This window comes from Polynucleobacter sp. UK-FUSCHL-C3 (genome assembly GCF_040409815.1).
GTDB lineage: Bacteria > Pseudomonadota > Gammaproteobacteria > Burkholderiales > Burkholderiaceae > Polynucleobacter.
In genome coordinates this window covers 854,138-871,392 of sequence record NZ_CP099959.1, presented here as the reverse complement: position 1 = coordinate 871,392, position 17,255 = coordinate 854,138, and the positions used below count along the sequence as shown (strand labels likewise).

Below are 17,255 nucleotides of genomic sequence, written 5' to 3'. Positions count from 1 at the left end.
TAGTTTACCCTGTGCCCTAAGACTCGCAGCGGATTTGCTGGCGCAGATCCTTGAAAAATTGAGCTCTAGCGTCTACTGGTACAAAGATACCGATGGAGAGCTCTTGATCGCTTTGCTCTATCCGAATTAATCGTTTACCGTCTTCTTCTTGCTTGAGTTGCAACCACTTGGTGTTGAACTCATGGCGCTCGAGCTTGCCCCCAATGTTCTTCTCAACGGTGACTGAACTACCATCGATGGCAATCGACTCATAATCGAGTGCGTGGCGTGCGTAGATTAATAAGGCGATCCCTAATGCAGTAAGCTCAATGATGGTAAATGGCAAGATCATCCAAATGCCTTGTACCAAGAAATACGTAGCAATGATTGATGAGAACATCAGCATCGAGAGATAAAAATAGCCTACTTGCCTAGGTGTAAACGAACAATTTCGTTTCATATGCCATGTACGCATACTATTTACTAGATGAGGTGCTGTGCAGCACAGCGATCCATCGCACGTGCCAGTTCAATATCACGCTGAGTGAGACCACCCGCATCGTGAGTAGATAAGGTCACCTCTACACGATTCCAGACATTAAACCACTCAGGGTGGTGGTTCATCGCCTCAGCATGCAGAGCACACTGGGTCATAAAGGCAAAGGCGCTCTTGAAATCTTTAAATGAATAAGTGCGAGTGATTGCATCCCGCTTAGGTACTACAGCCCAGTTGGCTAACTCTGTTTTAAGAATGGAGCGCTCATGATCGTTCAGTAAGGCAGCCATTTTGATTGCTTTAGCAGGAAGTTGGTATTAAGAATTTTGTAAGGCGAGTTGATACAAGAAGGTAGAACGTGCACCCGAGCGACAGAAGGCTAAGATGGGTTGCGGCATACTCTTTAAAAGTTTAGACATTTCGACTACTTGCTCAGGAGTAATCGCACCACTCACGACCGGTAAGTAAGCGTATTCCAGACCTTGAGATTTAGCCATTGCTGCAATCGATGCATTGCTTGGCTGCTCCGGGCCCTCTTCACCATCCGGACGATTATTAATAATACTTTTATAACCCTGCTGTGCAATCTCAGCTACATCAGTGGGCTCAATTTGGCCAGCTGTTCCAAAGTTTGGGTTATGACAAGAAATATGTACGTTCATGCAATCCTCACAAAATAATAGGTCTTGATTATTTCTTCTGACCCACAAAATCAAATAGCAACATCCCACCAAGCATAGCAATTACAAAGGCCAAAGCCTTTAACTCACCAGAGCCCAGAGATACCAATGCGGGTCCTGGACAAAAACCTGCTAGACCCCAACCAAGTCCAAACATCGCACTACCAATTAGCAAGGGACGATCGATATCACGCCGTGTCGGCATATGCATCGCACCTCCCAAGAAACTCTGGGTCCGATTTTTAGCAAGATAAAACGCAATCAAGCCAACCAATACTGCACCACCCATTACAAAGATCAGAGATGGATCCCATGCTCCTGAAAGATCTAAGAATGCCAAGATCTTGGCGGGGTTGGTCATGCCAGAGATCATTAGGCCCAAACCAAATAGAACCCCGATCAGATACTCGCTTGCATTAGAGAACACCGAAGTATTTTGGCTCATGGTCTTAAACAAGATGACGAACAACGTAAACAATTAGGAAGCCACAGCCCATAAAGGTCAAAGTAGCCAACAAGGAACGAGGCGACAGTCTAGATAAACCACAAATACCATGGCCACTGGTACATCCAGATCCATAACGTGCTCCAAAGCCAACTAATAAGCCCGCAATGATGAGGGTCAGGTAATCCGCATCAATCACAGACTTCACCTGGATATCAAAGACATACTTCCCCCACAAAGCTGCAGTTAATAGGCCAAGGGTAAAACTAAGTCGCCAGAGCCAATCGGATTTTTTTGCCTGCAATAGTCCGCCCACAATACCGCTGATTCCCAGAATGCGCCCATTAAAGAGAACATAGAGAGCTGCAGCAATCCCCAACAAAATCCCGCCTACTAGGGCGGGTCCTGGAGAGAATGAGGTCCAATCAATGGTCATCGTCTTATTTTAAGGCCTAACAAGGCTTAGGGCTAAGGCGCCATTGCAGGTATTGAAGTCCAATGTAGGCTCCCAAGATAAATCCAGGAAAGGCAATAAAGGAGTTCAGTGCCAAGGTAGAAAGACCACTCAAGCCCTGTCCAACCGTACAACCAACCGCGGTCACACCCCCAAAGCCCATTAAGGCCGCACCCACCAAATGATTAGCGGTATCTTCTACCCCACGGAATGACTCCCAGCGAAAGTTTTTGCTAAGGATGGAGCTAATTGCAGAACCCAGGATCATGCCAATCACAGCCACAATGCCAATGGTTAAAACCTTCGACTTATCGCTCGTGAACATCATCCAATCTAAGGCAAATGCATAAGGGGCAACAAAAGAGAGACTCTCCATCCGTCCAGAATTAGTTACCAAGAAGGCTTCTTGCAAAGTGTTTGGGTCCTCTGTGAGGTGGGCATAGTGTCCCGAGACCCACCAGATCGCTGTAATACCGACACCGACTCCAATACCAGCGAGTAGGTTTTCGGTATTCCAGAATGATTTCTTGAGAACAGCAAAGCCTATAAATGCGCCACCAATGATGAGCGCCAAGATCGAACGTAAACTTTCTTTAGCGATTCCAAACGAAGCAGACAAAATACTTGGTAGGTCTTGGTTGGTATTTAAGCTCAAGGAGACCTTATCAATGGTGTTTGCTTTCATGATCCCTAGAAAGCCGCGCATGGTCATATAGGCAACAAGTCCTAAGACGATGAAGACCACGATCGACTTCAGGTTACCGCCACCAATCCGAATGAGGGTCTTACTGCCGCAGCCAGATGCCAAAACCATGCCGATACCAAATAATGTGCTCCCAATCACAGTTGAGAGATAAAGCACACGATTGCCGGTGTAAAACGATTTACTGACATCAATCCATCCCAGGTGCGACATCAAAGCTACACCCAAAATTGCGATGCCAATGGCCAAGCACCATTGACGCATTCTGGACCAGTCTTCCATCAGAATGCCATCCGACACAGCACCAAGAGTGCAAAAGCTAGTCTTTTGCATAATGATGCCTAGGATTGTTGTAATAAACAGGGTAATCAATAAAGCTTGACTGCCCAGAGAACTAATTTGCTCTGGTGTTAGATCGTTCATAAGAAATTAGGGCTTAAATTTATAGTACTGCTGATTGAGATAGGCGGTGACGTCAGCCTCATCCTCAGGAAATAGATCAAGTCGTAACTCAGTATTACAGCGAGCCACCATCACTTTTAGACGTTCAAGATTTTGCACACGACGATCTTTGCGTGTATAGATCAAGCTGCCATCCCCAAAGCCAGATTTATCCGCGTGGCATTTGTAGCATTTGTTGTCTTCGATTTCTTTGCCATTCTTTAAATTGGGGGCAGCCTCAATGGGCTGAGACAAAACGGCCGCGCCGAGAATCAGTAAGAGTGCTACTTTTTTCATATCTAATGCTTATGGAATTTAGGAATCCATAATTTTATGGCAGATTTTTATAGAAAGTACTGATAAATCAGAGATTTAGCCATTAAAAGTTAGATTTATTAGAAATACCCTTATAAGCTATGCTTATAAAGCGTGACCATTAAGGCCGAATATAGGCGTATTTATCCTTATATTGCAGGTCTGCAATACGCACGACTCCGGATGGGGTGAACTCCGCATCGAGGGTAAATTGCTCCTTTTTAAGGCTGCGATTTCTGAGGGTGATTTCACAGACCTCAAAGCGCACTCCGCGCGATTTCAAGGCGCCTACTAAGGGAGCGTAATCGGTTCCACTCTTTGCGTCCTTAGCACCATCCATCAAGATATCAACGCCGTTTGCATGTGTGACCACAATAATTTTAGTTTGGGGGGAGACATCCAAGTGATTTCGGATATTACGCAAGCCTTTTAATCCTTGATTAGCCGCATCATCAATGTGATAGACCACCTTAGTAGAGTCGGCCAAGGCAAGGCCTGATCCAAGACCTAAGGTACTCATTACAAGTAAAGACAAGAGGATGGAGCGTAAGAATGCGTTCATAGTAGACCCTGACTGTTTAGTTAGATTGCAACCATACCTGGATTTTTAGAGACACCCTTGATAAGCGGCTCGTTTAATTTAACGGCTTTAATGGTCTTCACCTCTTTTAAGTGTCTAGCCATTAAATCCCAAATGGCTTCACCGCCGGCCGCCTTGGCCTCCTCAGACACTGGTGCCCACCCTGCTACTTTGTAGGTCTTCCCCGCTTCAATCAGTTTGCCATTTAGACGCATCTCAGAAATTCGCTTACCGGTTGCGCCGGCCGGATCAATCGCATATTGCAATCCTCCAACGCGTACCATGTCGCCACCCTGCTGGTAATACGGGTCAGGATTAAATAAGTTATCTGCTACATCCTCGAGCACGGTCTTGATGGTCTCACCGGTCATATTGGTGACTGTTGTAAATGGATAGGTGATCGCGGTTTGATCCAGTAAGTGCTCCATCGTAATAGCCTCACCTGGCAATAGCGAAGTACCCCAACGGAACCCTGGTGAGAATGAGATCTCAGCGTTCTTCTGTTTGATCAAACCATCTAAGATGACTTGATCAAAGCTCCCATTAAAGTTACCGCGACGATACAAAAGACCATCGGTGACTGCTAATTTCTCGGCAAGCTTGGCTTCATACGGAGCGCGTATCTTCTTAATTAATGCGCTCATACCTGCGTCGGCTGGTAATAAGTTCGAGAACACGGGTAATAGTTTGTAGCGGAAGTCGCTAATCTTGCCCGCCTTCACATCAAAGTCTAGTACACCCAAGAACTTACCATTGGATCCTGCATTGGTAACCAAGGTAACACCACCCGGATTTTTTACCTTCACCGGAGCCGGTACTCCGTCGTGGGTATGCCCACCCATAATGGCATCAATACCGCGAACCCGAGAAGCCATCTTTAGATCAACGTCCATACCATTGTGCGATAGCACGACAACCACCTTGGCACCCTTTGCTCTGGCTTCATCCACGGTCTTTTGCATGTTCTCTTCCTGAATCCCGAAGGTCCAGTTGGGTGTGAAGTAACGTGGATTTGCAATGGGTGTGTAGGGGAATGCTTGGCCCACAATTGCGACCTGTACACCATTCATGGTCTTCATGATATAGGGAGCAAACACGGCATCACCAAAATCATTAGTCTTAATATTTTGAGCAATAAACGACACTTTGCCCCGGAAATCTTTTTCCACGATCTCCATCACGCGTTTCTCACCGAGGGTCATCTCCCAGTGAGGGGTCATCACATCAACACCCATGGCAAGACACGCATCGACCATATCTTGGCCATTGGTCCATAAGGCAGTGCCTGAGCCCTGCCAAGTATCACCACCATCGAGTAATAGCGCACCTGGACGACTCTCTTTAACTTGCTTAATCAGGGTTGTGAGATGTGCAAAGCCACCAACCTTGCCGTAGGTCTTGGCGGCTGCTGCAAAATCGAGATAGGTAAATGCGTGGGCATCACGGGTACCGGGCTTAATGCCATAGGCCTTGAGAAGGTACTCACCAACTAGGTGAGGCACTTTCCCGTCTTGGGAACCAATACCTAAATTAACGTTCGGCTCCCTGAAGTAGATCGGCATGAGTTGTGCATGACAGTCTGTGAAATGCAACAAATGGACATTACCAAATTTTGGTAGGTCATAAAACTTTTGTGCAGCACTTTGAGCCAGTGAGAAATTAGACTGTAAGCTCATTCCACCGGCCGATGCAACTGCAAGGGCCTGCAGAAACTCCCGTCTACTGAAAGACATATCGCTTCCTAAATTAAGTGATTACTGATTAATTGGCGAGTTTGGATCTAACAAAAGAGCCATCACGTCTTGCATTTGCTTTTCGGTCAAGAGATTAAAGTGACCAAAACGCGGCATATTGCTACAGACGTTATATGCTTTAGAGTTGTTAATCCGGTTCCACGTATACGTAATTAACTCTTTACTGTAACCGCGCAGCTTGCCGTAGTTCCAAAGGCTTGGGCCAATATTGCCATAGGATAGTTCGGTCTTATTAATTTGGTGGCAGTTATAGCATCCGCCGCCATTGGCCGCATCAGCTTTATCAGTCCAAGTTGCACCACGACCACTTTGAGCAATCCGCTCACCTAATTTCCAGTCACCAATGTATTTACCATCTGCGGGTTGCTTAATCGTAGCCATATTAGCTTTCTGGATTGCTTCCGCACGCTTTGGGTCACCCTTCCCTGCGAGGGTAGCTGGGTCAGAGCAATACTTTTGTGCAGCATCTTGATTTAAACGATCAAGCGTTGCAATACCATTTGCCTGGAAACTATCCTTCATCATTTTGTCAAACTTAGCATCGGCCAAGGCAGAGCCCATTGGCAAAGCAAGCAAGGTTACTGCTGTTATTAGATATCTATTATTCATATTATTTTTCTCCAGCCATTAACGCTTCAAACCAGGAGCGGCCATCTTGCCACCATTAGCGGTTGCTGCCATATACATTGAAAGGGCAATCGTATCGTCGGAGATATAAATTGGCTCAGGGAATCGTTGCTGACGATAGCAATCATTCAAACGGTATTGCATGGTCCAGAATGTGCCACTCGATACTCGGTATGCAGGCCATGCGCCCCACCCTAATGCAGCGCCCTTTTGCTGGGTTAAATTAGGCAGATCTTGTAAACGAATGCGCTTGCCATCTTCTGCATGGCAGGAGGCGCACGAGAAATCCATAGGGCCGCCTTGGAAGAAGAAGGCTTTCTTACCAAGCTCATACATTTCTTTCTCTTTGGGATGCTTGGTCGAAACATTGATGGTCATGCCTTTTGAGTTGGCAACCACATAAGCCACAATCGCCTCCACATCTTTACGTTGACCTCGACCAAATGTACCTTTGATGATCTCTTTGGAATCAAATCCTTGTAAGCGCTCCATGCAGGTCACAATGCGTGACTCAAGGTCTTGCACTTTATTGGTATCTTTAAAGTACTTCGGAAGTACTGCGTAGGCTCCCTTAACCACACCAGGGCCCATACCTAAATCACATTTCTCAAGACTGGCGTTCTTGGGGCCCATTTTTTTCTTCCAGAGCTCTTCACCAGCCATTTCATATAAATCAGAGGGATTACCATCCGCTATCATGGCGCGATACTTTTCTATTTCAGCGGTTGGTGCACCTGCAGGTGCAGCAGGAGCTGCAGGTACTGGCGCAGAAGCTTTCTTAGGCGCTTCGGCAGGCGTAGTACAGGCCTGCAATAGCACAGCGCTTGCAGCAATTACAGCGCCATATATCCAATGTTGTCTCATGGTATCCCTCTTATTGTTATGGAGTAAACGTATTCAACTAGGACGCAGTTGCTTCGTCGGTGCGTTTTCCGCCTTTGTTATCGACCCACGATACGGTGATCTTGTCACCCTTCGCACCTTTGTACTTAAAGTTCAAGAAAGGGTCTTTGGATACAGCCGGGCCAAACTCGCCTTTGAATACATCTTTACCATTGGCTTTTGCGGTCACGGTGCTGATAAACCACGCCGGAATTGCTTTACCAGAAGCGTCTTTACGCTGACCGGTTTCCATATCGTGTTTCATCAAAATCTTTACATCAACCACGCCACCACTCTCGGTTGCTCGTACGCGCATCGGATCTGACATGTTGTTTCCTCTCTAAATGTGTTCTATATAAAAGTGTGTACTTGGGCTACTTAACCGCCACAACCACCCAAAGTAACTTTGACCTCTTTCACAGCCACGCTCCATTTGTTATCCGCTTTAACCAGCGCATACACATTGGAGGTTTGACCCATTTTGATACGGGTGGTCACAAATGGTTCTGTGCCAGCAGGAATAAAGAACTGGGCTGCTAAGGCGCTTGGATTTTTATCAACCAAGATAGCCATTTGCTGTGCCTTCAGTGTGGTGTTCATGCCAACAGGAACGACAGCGCCGTTCTCAGCAATATCGGGAGCAATCATGGTAATTGCCGATGAGCTCTCTGGCTTACCAGCACCTAGCACTTTAAACACATCATCCAAAGACTTGCCTTCAAATGCGGCCTTATTCCACTCTTGTGCTTGGGCTGGACTAATCAAACCGGCAGTAGCCATCAAACCAAAGACCGCTGAATACTTCAGTACATCACGACGTTGCTGATCCATAAAAACTCCTTTTTATCTACGACCACAATATTTAACGTATAACTATAAAGCCTGTCTACAAGCGCTATTCTAAGTACTAACCCTTGCTACATTTACTTCCCACCATTGAGCATCCACTGCACTAAGACCTTGTTATCGGCATCCGATAGTTGCCCTTGTGCTGGCATGGGTATCGCACCCCATACACCGGCGCCGCCTGCTTTTACTTTCTTCTCGAGCATTGCTTGTGCTGTTGCAACGCCCTTGTACTTATTCGCAACATCCGCAATCGATGGGCCCACTAATTTCGCTGCGGGCGCATGGCAAGCAGAACAGTTCTCTTTCTTAAATAGATCTGCTGGACCCGCTACTTTCGGAGCGGTACTTGCCGTTGACACCATCATCATTCCGCCTGCTGGTAATGCAGCCAACGGAGGCTTGGTGGTATCAACCCCCCGATAAGGACCATACTCCCGATTTTGTTCAGCCAAATTATTATGCGCGTTACGTGCATAGTCTGGTAAGACCGAGCCAATCGCAACGTGTTGAGCGCAGTTACTCATACAAGGAGTATTTTTTACATCCCCAACACCCTTCACGGTCCATAAGCCATGTTTTTGGGTCATGCCATTTCGGTTGGGCATGAGTGCTTGTGTGGCAGCGATATTTTTATTGGAGAGCACAAAGTCATCGGGCACCACTTCACCCAGATTAAGAATGAACGCCACCAGTGCATAGGTATCATCGGCCGATAATGAGCGTGGTGCATTCCAAGGCATTGCACGATAAATGTAATCCCATAGGGTGGAGATCGTGGCAACCTTCATCAGCGTGGTGCGTTGTGGTTGCTTATCGCTCATAAGGGATGCAACCTTACCGGTCTTAATATCATCCTTAGTAGTTCCACCCGCGATGGGTGTAAAAACTTCATTGGACTCACCAAAGGTCCCGTGGCAACTAGCGCATTGCTTCTCCCAAAGATCTTGGCCTTTGGCTACCGAGCCAGATCCAGCGGGGAGTCCTTTAAAGTCTGGGCGCACATCAATATCCCACGCGGCTACTTCTGCAGGGGTGGCATTACGACCGATATTTAAATATGTAGGCTTTGCCTTTGCTGCAGGCGCACTTTGCGCAATCGCACTGGTCTTCGCAGAAACTGCGAGTGCAACAAACAGGAGAGTACCCAGGATTGATCTAGACATTGTGATTGCATTAGCCGACTTGAACATTGCTGACCTCGCCATTGGTATCAACCTTCCACGATTGAATTGCATTGTTGTGATAGATCGAGCGCGTACCGCGTACTGCCCTTAACTGTCGTATGGTCGGTTGTACATAACCGGTCTCGTCAATTGCGCGGGATTGCAAGATGGTCGGTGAACCATCCCAGGTCCAATCGATATTAAAACGGGTAAGCGCTTTGGTAAGCACAGGGGTCTCTAAACGAGCAGTACGCCAGTTATTGCCACCGTCAACAGAAACATCCACCCTCTTAATCTTGCTACGTCCTGACCACGCCAGACCACTAATGTTATAGAACCCTTTGTCCAGGAGTTGTTGGCCACCCGATGGTGTGGTGATAACCGATTTACATTCTTGAATCGAGGTGTATTGACGATGCAGGCCATCGGGCATGAGATCGATGTAATGAATCGCCTCGTCCTTCGCGGCATAGGGCATATCGCCGACTTCAATACGGCGCAACCACTTCACCCAACTCACGCCTTGCACACCAGGCACCACTAAGCGCAATGGGAATCCATTCTCAGGGCGCAGCATCTCACCGTTCATACCCCACGCAACAATCACATCGTCCAAGGCCATTTCCATCGACATGGTTCGGGTCATGCCAGAGCCATCGCCGCCCTCTGCCAAAACATACTTCCCTTTTTTAAGATCTGCACCGCAGATATCGAGGAGTGTAGAGAGTGGGACGCCTGTGAACTCACAGCACGACAACATACCGTGGGTGTACTGCACAGTCGGTACGGCAACATTGCCCCATTCCAAACCGGTATTGGCTCCACACTCAATGAAGTGAATACGCGAGACCGACGGTAGGCGCATCAGGTCATTCATGGTGAATACCTTTTCGTTCTTCACCAAACCATTAATCATCAAACGGTGTTTATTTGGATCAAGGTTGTACCAACCCTGATGGTGACGCTCAAAATGCAAACCATTGGGGGTGATGATGCCAAAGAGTCCTTGCAAAGGTGTGAAAGCAACCGATGCTGCCGATACGCGTGTCAGACCAGGCGACTCTCGACGAACTAGATTCTTCTCATAGACCGATGGCATTCCATAAGGATCTGTTGCTACGTTTTTACCAAGCGTGGTTTGCCATTCTTGTTTCTCCAAAATAGCGGGATCGCCTTTGGGGTTCGCCATGGCCAGACCACCACCCATGGCACTGGCTCCACCAAGGGCTGCAACAAAACTTTTGCGCAAGAATCCACGACGTTCCTCGTTAGCACCATGCTGAGTAATGTCTGCAATGGCGTCTTGCGAGAGGAAGTTCTCGGGGGCCTTCTGAATACGACTAAAGGACTCAAGGGCCTGGGTGTTGGGGGAAGTTTTGTTCATTGCAGTATGGGGGATAGAAATTAAATGGGGATTAACTCTTTTCAGAAAAAAGTTCTTCGGCAATGCGCGCACAGATGTTTTGGCAGATCTCTAAGGTCGCTCGGTCTTCAATGGCATAAAAGACCGTTGTGCCAACCTTACGGCGGTTTAATATTTTGGCTTGATGTAATGCAGACAAATGGCGCGATACATTGGCCTGACTGGAGCCGCACGCCTCAATCACTTCAGTCACAGATTTTTCGCCTTCACATAGCGCGTATAAGATACGCAGGCGAGATGGTTCTGATAAGGTTGAGAAAAATTGCGATACGCCCACAAATAGAGATTCCATTTGCTGCTTGCTCAATTGTTTTTTTACAAACGCCTCACTGATCTCCAAGGATGGAGTCTTTTTTGAGGTCTTTGGAAGGCTAGCCATAAATATGCGTATTTGCGTATATTACACGAAATATTTGTCATTATGCATATACAGAGATACCCTAATCAGCATCCCGAAAGATCAACCCACAAGCATCGCCTAGAGCCTAAAATAGCCCATTATCCTAAATAACATATTTCTTAAGTAACTGATTTAATTAAATTAAATAAAGTAAATTGCTAGATACCCAAGCGATCGCCCTCTCACTAACATTGGCCTTTTGGACCTTAGTCCTTCTGATTCCATTAGGGATCTGGGTAGCGCATCGTCTTGCCGATGCGGGTCCCTGGAAATCTTGGGCTGAGGCTGCGCTTGCCCTGCCCCTAGTCTTACCTCCTACGGTCTTGGGCTATTACTTTATTGTGGCTTTTGCTGGTAAAAGTTTATTTGGCGAGCCCTTGGTGTTTTCGTTCACGGGCTTATTGGTAGCCTCTCTGATCATCAATCTACCGTTTGCGATTCAGCCAATTCAGCGTGCCTTTGAGGCAATCCCCCCAGAAATCAAGGAGGCCGCTAAGGTTAGCGGTCTCAATACCTGGCAACGCTTTCGTTTAATTGAATTACCACTGGCTTGGCGCGGTATTCTCAGTGGTGCTGCCATGACCTTTGCTCACACCTTGGGTGAGTTTGGTGTGGTGCTGATGGTGGGTGGTGCTATCCCTGGGGAGACCAAAACAGCCTCCATCGCAATTTATGACAAGGTCCAGACCTTTGATACGGCAGGTGCAGGATCCTTGTCTTTGATCTTGTTGCTGATCTCTCTCATTGCGATTGCGATCTCGTATGGTGTTCTCGGAAAACCCAAAGCAGGATCTCATCGTGCTTAAGTTACATATTCAGCAGACTGTACCCAATCCACTCTCTATTCATTTAGAGGTGGACTATGGCGAGATCCATGCATTGGTAGGACCTTCGGGGAGTGGCAAAACAAGTGTTCTGCGCTCGATTGCAGGATTGCATCACCCCGAGATGGGCAGCATCGAATGCGCTAATACAGTATGGCTAAATCGGGATCCTGCCCGCGGCCCTCGCATAGTCCAAGACGCCTCGGTACGATCATGTGGATTTTTATTTCAGCAATATGCTTTGTTTCCGCACCTAAGTGCTTTAGAGAACGTTCGTATTGCTCTGCATAACAATGGTGAAAGTCGTGCTGAGCAAATACGGTGCGCTTACGAATGGCTGGCGCAACTTAATATTGCTGAGCTTGCTGACCGCCTGCCTAGGCAAATTTCCGGAGGACAGCAACAGCGTGTTGCCCTTGCCCGCGCATTAGCGCGCTCTCCCAAAATCTTATTGCTCGACGAGCCCTTCTCTGCGATTGATATACCAACCCGACAAACTCTCTACCAGACACTTGCCGAGTTACGCAAGCAATTGCATATTCCGATTGTGTTGGTGACCCATGATCTGCGTGAGGCGCATTTGCTCGCTGATCGCATTACCGTGATCGATCAAGGAGTGGGTTTGCAAACAGCCAACGCAAATGATTTATTTGCGAAGCCCCGTAATCCGAGAGTTGCTCAATTGGTAGGTATCCCCAATCTGTTTCAGGGGGTATTTAATGCGGGGCGATTACAGTGGGGATCGAGCCCCTGGGCTTTCCAGATCACCGACAAGGGCAAGATCCCGCCGCAATCGCAAGTAGCTTGGGTCATTCCGCAAGCGGGCTTAAGTGTCCATTCCAATCGACTCGATGGACGCATTCCCTGTCGAGTAAAGCAAATAAGTACTCTCGGACAAATTGCAGTAATTGAATTTGTGATTGAAGCCATTACGGAAACACTTACCTGGGAAGCTTCAGCTGCTGAAGTTAGACGCCTTGGTTTAGAGCAAGATGCTTTGGTCTATTTAGAGTTCAACCGAGATTTAATCCACATCATGCCTCTACGCCCCATTAATGATCCACGTCGCTTTATGAGCGCAGCGAATGCGGCGCCCTAGCAGCTCATTATTTTTTGAGGCCGGCTTGTAAATCGTTTTTGAGATCTTCGATGTTCTCAAGCCCTACCGCAATCCGCACTAAGCCATCAACAATACCCGCCTCTTTTCTGGCTTGCGGTGTAATGCGACAGTGCGTTGTCGTTGCGGGATGGGTAATGGTTGTGCGAGTGTCGCCCAAATTAGCTGTGATCGAACACAGGCGTGTTTTATTAATGAGTTGGTAGGCCGCCTTCTTGCCACCCTTTAAGACAAAAGACACAATCGGACCACCAGCTTTTTGCTGACGCTTTGCCAAAGCATGTTGCGGGTGTGACTTTAATCCCGGATGAAATACCTTCTCTACTCCAGCTTGTTTTTCTAACCACTGTGCAAGTGCGAGTGCATTACTACTTTGCGCCTTCATCCGCAAATCGAGGGTCTCCAAACCTTTTAGGAATACCCAAGCATTAAAGGCTGAAAGTGTTGGGCCCGCAGTACGCACGTAGGGAAATACTTTACCCATCACAAAATCTGTACTGCCCACAATCGCACCGCCCACGACACGACCTTGTCCATCAAGATACTTGGTTGCCGAATGAATTACGACATCAGCGCCCAACTCTAATGGCTTTTGCAATGCAGGCGTACAGAAACAGTTATCCACCACGAATAAGGACTTTGCTTTCTTGGCCACTTTAGCAATTGCTGCAATATCAGCAATCTCAGTTAAGGGATTAGATGGGGTCTCTAAGTAGAACAAGCGAGTATTTTTTTGGACTGCTGCCTGCCACGCCTTGACATCATGAATCGCCACATAGGTCGTAGTAATCCCAAAGCGACCCAAGATCGATGAGAACAGTTGCGTAGTTGCCCCAAAGACAGACTTGGAGCAAATGACATGATCGCCCGCCTGAAGGTGGGACATTGCAGTTGTTAAGATTGCAGACATACCCGATGAGGTTGCAATACACGCCTCACCACCCTCGAGTGCGGCTAATCGATCCTGAAACATACTCACGGTTGGGTTTGTGAAACGTGAATAGATAAAGCCCTGATCAGCGTGGGCAAAACCATGCTTGGCTTCTTCGGCGGAGTTAAAGCAGAAACTCGAGGTTAAGAACATAGCTTCAGAATGCTCTTGATAATCCGAGCTGCGACGCGTCCCGGCCCGAACCGCAATGGTCTCAGGCGCCAGGGTGTTCATATTGGGTTTGGCGCGGATGGTTTTTTTCATAAGAACTCTAGTTTGACAGGGAATTACCGAACTGTCACCTCAGCGTGCCACACAAACCACAATGAGGAGGATTAGTCTCCGTTTGCTAATTGCAAATGCAATTGTGAGCGAGCAAAATCACTCGGATCACTCTTACGGTCTTCTTCGGTATTGGCAATATTGCGGGCCGCCTCGAGAGCATCCAAGTAAGCCTCGGTAATATCACCACTAATATAGACACCATCAAAGCAAGAGGACTCAAAGTTCTTAATGCTTGGGTTAATGTCTTGTACAGCTTTTTTCATATCCTCGACACTTTGATAGATCAGCTGATCAGCCCCAATTAATTGATTGATCTCATCGTGAGTACGACCATAGGCTACTAACTCACTACGAGTTGGCATATCAATGCCATACACATTGGGGAATCGCACTGGGGGCGCAGCCGAAGCAAAGATTACTTTCTTGGCACCCGACTCTCTAGCCATTTGCACAATCTCATACGAGGTCGTGCCACGCACAATCGAGTCATCCACAATTAATACCGTTTTATCTTTGAACTCGATGCGCATTGCATTCAGTTTTTGACGAACCGACTTCTTGCGCACTGCTTGTCCGGGCATGATGAATGTCCGACCAATGTAACGGTTCTTGAAGAAGCCCTCGCGATACGAAATCCCTAAACGTTTGGCAACCTGCATTGCTGCAGGACGACTCGAATCCGGGATCGGCATCACCACATCGATTTTGCTAACGTCGGCCTCTGCTCGGATTTTCTCTGCCAAGTAATCACCCATGCGCATACGCACGTTATAGACCGTGACCCCATCAATAGTGGAGTCTGGTCGAGCAAGGTAGACATACTCAAAAATACAGGGGTTAAGCGATGCATTACTTGCACACTGTCTAGAATGGAAATTACCATCCATATCAATATAGATCGCCTCACCCGGTTGCACATCGCGCACGACGGTGAACCCTAGGCCTTCCAATGCCACAGATTCAGAGGCCAGCATCCACTCGGGTCCTTGCGGTGTATCGATCCGACCAATACATAGTGGGCGGATACCAAATGGGTCTCTGAATGCTAAAAGCCCAAAGCCCGCAATTAAGGCCACGACTGCATAAGAGCCCTTAACCCGTTTATTAAGTCCTACTGCGGCCTTAAAGATCGAGTCATCGTCTAATGCAGCACTATTGGTTTCTTTCTGAAGCTCATCGGCCAAGACATTCAGTAGCACTTCAGTATCTGAGTTGGTGTTGATATGACGACGATCGCGGTAGGCCATCTCGCTGCGTAATATCGGTGCGTTAGTTAAATTGCCGTTGTGAGCGAGGATGATTCCAAATGGAGCGCTGACATAAAAAGGTTGCGCCTCTTCTTCACTGCTCGCTGAACCGGCCGTGGGATAACGTACCTGCCCAATACCAGCGTTTCCAACAAGACTGCGCATATTACGGGTTCTAAAGACATCGCGTACTAGACCATTGGCTTTATGCATCGCAAAGGAGTTACCGTGCATGGTTGCAATACCTGCTGCATCCTGACCGCGATGCTGCAAGAGCAAAAGTGCATCATACAAAAGTTGATTTACTGGTTGATGCGAGATTGTTCCAACCACTCCGCACATGTTTAGCTCCCCGGCGACCGAGTTGAATCGGTCATTGATATTGCATTTAACTGCTTAGCCCAGCTCTCTGGCAACCATGAGCGTATTAAGCCAGTTCCTTTTTCAAGGGTAGGCCGAATCGCGGCTGCTTGCCATGCTTGGGTTTGTTGTGCACCCGTTAATGCGCCTAATGTTGCTAGAACTACCAGAACCACTATGCCCCGTGCAAAGCCGAAAACGAGGCCAAAGAAACGATCAACTAAGGTTAAGCCGGCGCTTGATAATACTTTTTGCAGAGCTCTAGCCAATAAACCAAGACTGATGAGAACAATCACAAAGATTAACAAGAACGCTGAGGCTAAGCGGGCGGTTGCATTGGGTATGAAGGCAGACAGCCACTCACTCGCCAAATAATCACAGTAATGATAAGAAAGCCATGCAGCAATGAACCAAGAGGCTAATGCAATCACCTCTCTAAATAATCCACGCCATACGCCCACCGCTGCCGAGATCACCAAAATACCGAACGCAAAGTAATCGAGGGTGGTCAGGTGAATGGCGCTGAGCTGTTCCATCATTAATTCTTATTGAGTTCTACGATTCGAGGACTGAGCCCCAATGCCTTGATACGTTTCTCAGCTGCTTCTGCTGCTTCGCGCTCTACAAATGGGCCAGCACGCAAGACAAACAATTTGGTTCCCTCAGCATTATTGCGAGTGAGTACGTAATACGGAATCTTGTTATCTTTGAGTTTTGCAACCCAACCATTGGCGCGCTCTTCCGATGCAAACGCCCCAATCTGAATCACAAACTTACCATTGGCTGCGGCCTTCATCTCACCGCTAGCAGCTGCATCCTTACTAATCACAACCAACTCTTCACCAGGGGCAAGGCCAAAACCCTTATTCGCTGGATTAGTCCCTGGGGGTGGTGTTACGGGCTTGGTCTCGGGTTTGAGGTCAGGTTTTGGTTCAGCCTTGGTCTCGACCTTTGTCTCTAGTTTTGGCTCGGGGTTTGCTTTCTTGTCTGGCTCTGGGTTCAAGATACCGGCGGCAGGATTCGGGATGCTACTCACAATCTGCACCGTAATGTCATTAACAACGGGCTTGGGTTTTTTATCCAAGATCTGAGGTAAACCAATGACTGCAATCAGCACCAAAGTCGCTGCACCAACCAAGCGATGGCGCGCACGTTGTTTCTCGGGATCTTCGGTTAAGGCTGGATCTTCAGCCGGATCTTCATTGGCTCTGGTGCGTTTAGTAATTGGGCGCCTAGCGAGGGGCTCAATTTTTTGAGGGTCGGATTTACGTCGAAATAGATTCGATATGAAGGTCATGGA

Annotated in this window: 22 protein-coding genes; 2 read left to right on the top strand and 20 right to left on the bottom strand. The window is 47.6% G+C overall.

Going from position 1 to position 17,255, the window contains the following annotated elements; translation table 11 throughout:
- Nucleotides 1–16: 16 nt before the first annotated feature.
- The 16 genes from NKE59_RS04310 to NKE59_RS04235 all read right to left on the bottom strand — a co-directional run bounded on the left by NKE59_RS04310 (nucleotide 17) and on the right by NKE59_RS04235 (nucleotide 11,170).
- Nucleotides 17–439: a DUF2244 domain-containing protein gene (locus NKE59_RS04310; protein ID WP_353439764.1), complete on the bottom strand. Its 423-nt coding sequence runs from the start codon at nucleotides 437–439 to the stop codon at nucleotides 17–19.
- Between the two features lie 23 nt (nucleotides 440–462).
- Nucleotides 463–765: a 4a-hydroxytetrahydrobiopterin dehydratase gene (locus tag NKE59_RS04305; protein ID WP_353439763.1), complete on the bottom strand. Its 303-nt coding sequence runs from the start codon at nucleotides 763–765 to the stop codon at nucleotides 463–465.
- A gap of 27 nt (nucleotides 766–792) precedes the next feature.
- Nucleotides 793–1,137 carry a TIGR01244 family sulfur transferase gene (locus NKE59_RS04300; RefSeq protein ID WP_353439762.1) on the bottom strand — a complete coding sequence of 115 codons (345 nt, stop codon included), beginning with the start codon at nucleotides 1,135–1,137 and terminating at the stop codon, nucleotides 793–795.
- Nucleotides 1,138–1,165: 28 nt separating this feature from the next.
- Nucleotides 1,166–1,600 carry a YeeE/YedE family protein gene (locus NKE59_RS04295; protein WP_353439761.1) on the bottom strand — a complete coding sequence of 145 codons (435 nt, stop codon included), beginning with the start codon at nucleotides 1,598–1,600 and terminating at the stop codon, nucleotides 1,166–1,168.
- Nucleotides 1,601–1,604: 4 nt separating this feature from the next.
- Nucleotides 1,605–2,036, bottom strand: coding sequence for a YeeE/YedE family protein (locus NKE59_RS04290; protein WP_353439759.1), 432 nt, complete (start codon nucleotides 2,034–2,036; stop codon nucleotides 1,605–1,607).
- A gap of 16 nt (nucleotides 2,037–2,052) precedes the next feature.
- Nucleotides 2,053–3,180, bottom strand: a complete 1,128-nt coding sequence (locus NKE59_RS04285) for a YeeE/YedE family protein (protein ID WP_353439758.1) — start codon at nucleotides 3,178–3,180, stop codon at nucleotides 2,053–2,055.
- 6 nt (nucleotides 3,181–3,186) lie between these two features.
- Nucleotides 3,187–3,495, bottom strand: coding sequence for a hypothetical protein (locus tag NKE59_RS04280; RefSeq protein WP_353439757.1), 309 nt, complete (start codon nucleotides 3,493–3,495; stop codon nucleotides 3,187–3,189).
- Nucleotides 3,496–3,634: 139 nt separating this feature from the next.
- The gene (locus NKE59_RS04275; RefSeq protein WP_353439756.1) at nucleotides 3,635–4,075 is read right to left on the bottom strand and encodes a DsrE family protein; all 441 of its coding nucleotides are present in this window, start codon (nucleotides 4,073–4,075) and stop codon (nucleotides 3,635–3,637) included.
- Between the two features lie 20 nt (nucleotides 4,076–4,095).
- Nucleotides 4,096–5,826, bottom strand: coding sequence for a thiosulfohydrolase SoxB (gene soxB, locus NKE59_RS04270; protein WP_353439755.1), 1,731 nt, complete (start codon nucleotides 5,824–5,826; stop codon nucleotides 4,096–4,098).
- Nucleotides 5,827–5,847: 21 nt separating this feature from the next.
- Nucleotides 5,848–6,408: a sulfur oxidation c-type cytochrome SoxX gene (soxX, locus tag NKE59_RS04265; protein WP_353439908.1), complete on the bottom strand. Its 561-nt coding sequence runs from the start codon at nucleotides 6,406–6,408 to the stop codon at nucleotides 5,848–5,850.
- 66 nt (nucleotides 6,409–6,474) lie between these two features.
- Nucleotides 6,475–7,338, bottom strand: a complete 864-nt coding sequence (gene soxA / locus NKE59_RS04260; RefSeq protein WP_353439754.1) for a sulfur oxidation c-type cytochrome SoxA — start codon at nucleotides 7,336–7,338, stop codon at nucleotides 6,475–6,477.
- Between the two features lie 37 nt (nucleotides 7,339–7,375).
- On the bottom strand, nucleotides 7,376–7,684 hold the full coding sequence (gene soxZ / locus NKE59_RS04255; protein ID WP_353439752.1) for a thiosulfate oxidation carrier complex protein SoxZ: 309 nt from the start codon (nucleotides 7,682–7,684) through the stop codon (nucleotides 7,376–7,378).
- Between the two features lie 50 nt (nucleotides 7,685–7,734).
- A complete protein-coding gene (soxY, locus tag NKE59_RS04250; protein WP_353439751.1) occupies nucleotides 7,735–8,187 on the bottom strand; it encodes a thiosulfate oxidation carrier protein SoxY in 453 nt (150 codons plus the stop codon).
- Between the two features lie 92 nt (nucleotides 8,188–8,279).
- Entirely contained in the window at nucleotides 8,280–9,368 is a 1,089-nt protein-coding gene (locus tag NKE59_RS04245; protein WP_353439750.1) for a c-type cytochrome, read from the bottom strand.
- Between the two features lie 10 nt (nucleotides 9,369–9,378).
- Entirely contained in the window at nucleotides 9,379–10,752 is a 1,374-nt protein-coding gene (soxC, locus tag NKE59_RS04240; RefSeq protein ID WP_353439749.1) for a sulfite dehydrogenase, read from the bottom strand.
- Nucleotides 10,753–10,783: 31 nt separating this feature from the next.
- On the bottom strand, nucleotides 10,784–11,170 hold the full coding sequence (locus tag NKE59_RS04235) for a metalloregulator ArsR/SmtB family transcription factor (protein WP_353439748.1): 387 nt from the start codon (nucleotides 11,168–11,170) through the stop codon (nucleotides 10,784–10,786).
- Between the two features lie 176 nt (nucleotides 11,171–11,346).
- Between NKE59_RS04235 and modB the strand changes: the two genes are divergently transcribed.
- Both modB and NKE59_RS04225 read left to right on the top strand, forming a co-directional pair.
- Complete coding sequence (modB, locus tag NKE59_RS04230; RefSeq protein ID WP_353439747.1) at nucleotides 11,347–11,997, top strand: molybdate ABC transporter permease subunit; 651 nt, start codon at nucleotides 11,347–11,349, stop codon at nucleotides 11,995–11,997.
- Nucleotides 11,990–13,114: an ABC transporter ATP-binding protein gene (locus NKE59_RS04225; protein WP_353439746.1), complete on the top strand. Its 1,125-nt coding sequence runs from the start codon at nucleotides 11,990–11,992 to the stop codon at nucleotides 13,112–13,114. The genes modB and NKE59_RS04225 overlap by 8 nt, the downstream gene beginning before the upstream one ends.
- A 7-nt stretch (nucleotides 13,115–13,121) precedes the next feature.
- Here NKE59_RS04225 and NKE59_RS04220 read toward each other — a convergent pair whose 3' ends face one another.
- The 4 genes from NKE59_RS04220 to NKE59_RS04205 all read right to left on the bottom strand — a co-directional run bounded on the left by NKE59_RS04220 (nucleotide 13,122) and on the right by NKE59_RS04205 (nucleotide 17,252).
- Nucleotides 13,122–14,327 carry an O-succinylhomoserine sulfhydrylase gene (locus tag NKE59_RS04220; protein ID WP_353439745.1) on the bottom strand — a complete coding sequence of 402 codons (1,206 nt, stop codon included), beginning with the start codon at nucleotides 14,325–14,327 and terminating at the stop codon, nucleotides 13,122–13,124.
- Nucleotides 14,328–14,398: 71 nt separating this feature from the next.
- Nucleotides 14,399–15,937, bottom strand: coding sequence for an amidophosphoribosyltransferase (purF, locus tag NKE59_RS04215; protein WP_353439744.1), 1,539 nt, complete (start codon nucleotides 15,935–15,937; stop codon nucleotides 14,399–14,401).
- 2 nt (nucleotides 15,938–15,939) lie between these two features.
- Nucleotides 15,940–16,494 (bottom strand): CvpA family protein, encoded by a 555-nt coding sequence (locus tag NKE59_RS04210; protein ID WP_353439743.1) that lies wholly within the window; start codon nucleotides 16,492–16,494, stop codon nucleotides 15,940–15,942.
- Entirely contained in the window at nucleotides 16,494–17,252 is a 759-nt protein-coding gene (locus NKE59_RS04205; RefSeq protein WP_353439742.1) for an SPOR domain-containing protein, read from the bottom strand. Before NKE59_RS04205 ends, NKE59_RS04210 begins: the two co-directional genes overlap by 1 nt.
- Nucleotides 17,253–17,255 lie beyond the last annotated feature (3 nt).

What these genes read in the sequence shown, in the direction of transcription:
- NKE59_RS04295 (WP_353439761.1), bottom strand. Translation starts at nt 1,600, where the DNA reads ATGAGCCAAAATACTTCGGTGTTCTCTAATGCAAGCGAGTATCTGATC.
- NKE59_RS04205 (WP_353439742.1), bottom strand. Translation starts at nt 17,252, where the DNA reads ATGACCTTCATATCGAATCTATTTCGACGTAAATCCGACCCTCAAAAA.
- NKE59_RS04220 (WP_353439745.1), bottom strand. Translation starts at nt 14,327, where the DNA reads ATGAAAAAAACCATCCGCGCCAAACCCAATATGAACACCCTGGCGCCT.
- soxB (WP_353439755.1), bottom strand. Translation starts at nt 5,826, where the DNA reads ATGTCTTTCAGTAGACGGGAGTTTCTGCAGGCCCTTGCAGTTGCATCG.
- soxA (WP_353439754.1), bottom strand. Translation starts at nt 7,338, where the DNA reads ATGAGACAACATTGGATATATGGCGCTGTAATTGCTGCAAGCGCTGTG.
- soxX (WP_353439908.1), bottom strand. Translation starts at nt 6,408, where the DNA reads ATGGGCTCTGCCTTGGCCGATGCTAAGTTTGACAAAATGATGAAGGAT.
- NKE59_RS04235 (WP_353439748.1), bottom strand. Translation starts at nt 11,170, where the DNA reads ATGGCTAGCCTTCCAAAGACCTCAAAAAAGACTCCATCCTTGGAGATC.
- NKE59_RS04285 (WP_353439758.1), bottom strand. Translation starts at nt 3,180, where the DNA reads ATGAACGATCTAACACCAGAGCAAATTAGTTCTCTGGGCAGTCAAGCT.
- purF (WP_353439744.1), bottom strand. Translation starts at nt 15,937, where the DNA reads ATGTGCGGAGTGGTTGGAACAATCTCGCATCAACCAGTAAATCAACTT.
- NKE59_RS04245 (WP_353439750.1), bottom strand. Translation starts at nt 9,368, where the DNA reads ATGTCTAGATCAATCCTGGGTACTCTCCTGTTTGTTGCACTCGCAGTT.
- NKE59_RS04280 (WP_353439757.1), bottom strand. Translation starts at nt 3,495, where the DNA reads ATGAAAAAAGTAGCACTCTTACTGATTCTCGGCGCGGCCGTTTTGTCT.
- soxZ (WP_353439752.1), bottom strand. Translation starts at nt 7,684, where the DNA reads ATGTCAGATCCGATGCGCGTACGAGCAACCGAGAGTGGTGGCGTGGTT.
- NKE59_RS04210 (WP_353439743.1), bottom strand. Translation starts at nt 16,494, where the DNA reads ATGATGGAACAGCTCAGCGCCATTCACCTGACCACCCTCGATTACTTT.
- soxC (WP_353439749.1), bottom strand. Translation starts at nt 10,752, where the DNA reads ATGAACAAAACTTCCCCCAACACCCAGGCCCTTGAGTCCTTTAGTCGT.
- NKE59_RS04305 (WP_353439763.1), bottom strand. Translation starts at nt 765, where the DNA reads ATGGCTGCCTTACTGAACGATCATGAGCGCTCCATTCTTAAAACAGAG.
- soxY (WP_353439751.1), bottom strand. Translation starts at nt 8,187, where the DNA reads ATGGATCAGCAACGTCGTGATGTACTGAAGTATTCAGCGGTCTTTGGT.
- NKE59_RS04290 (WP_353439759.1), bottom strand. Translation starts at nt 2,036, where the DNA reads ATGACCATTGATTGGACCTCATTCTCTCCAGGACCCGCCCTAGTAGGC.
- NKE59_RS04300 (WP_353439762.1), bottom strand. Translation starts at nt 1,137, where the DNA reads ATGAACGTACATATTTCTTGTCATAACCCAAACTTTGGAACAGCTGGC.
- NKE59_RS04310 (WP_353439764.1), bottom strand. Translation starts at nt 439, where the DNA reads ATGAAACGAAATTGTTCGTTTACACCTAGGCAAGTAGGCTATTTTTAT.
- NKE59_RS04275 (WP_353439756.1), bottom strand. Translation starts at nt 4,075, where the DNA reads ATGAACGCATTCTTACGCTCCATCCTCTTGTCTTTACTTGTAATGAGT.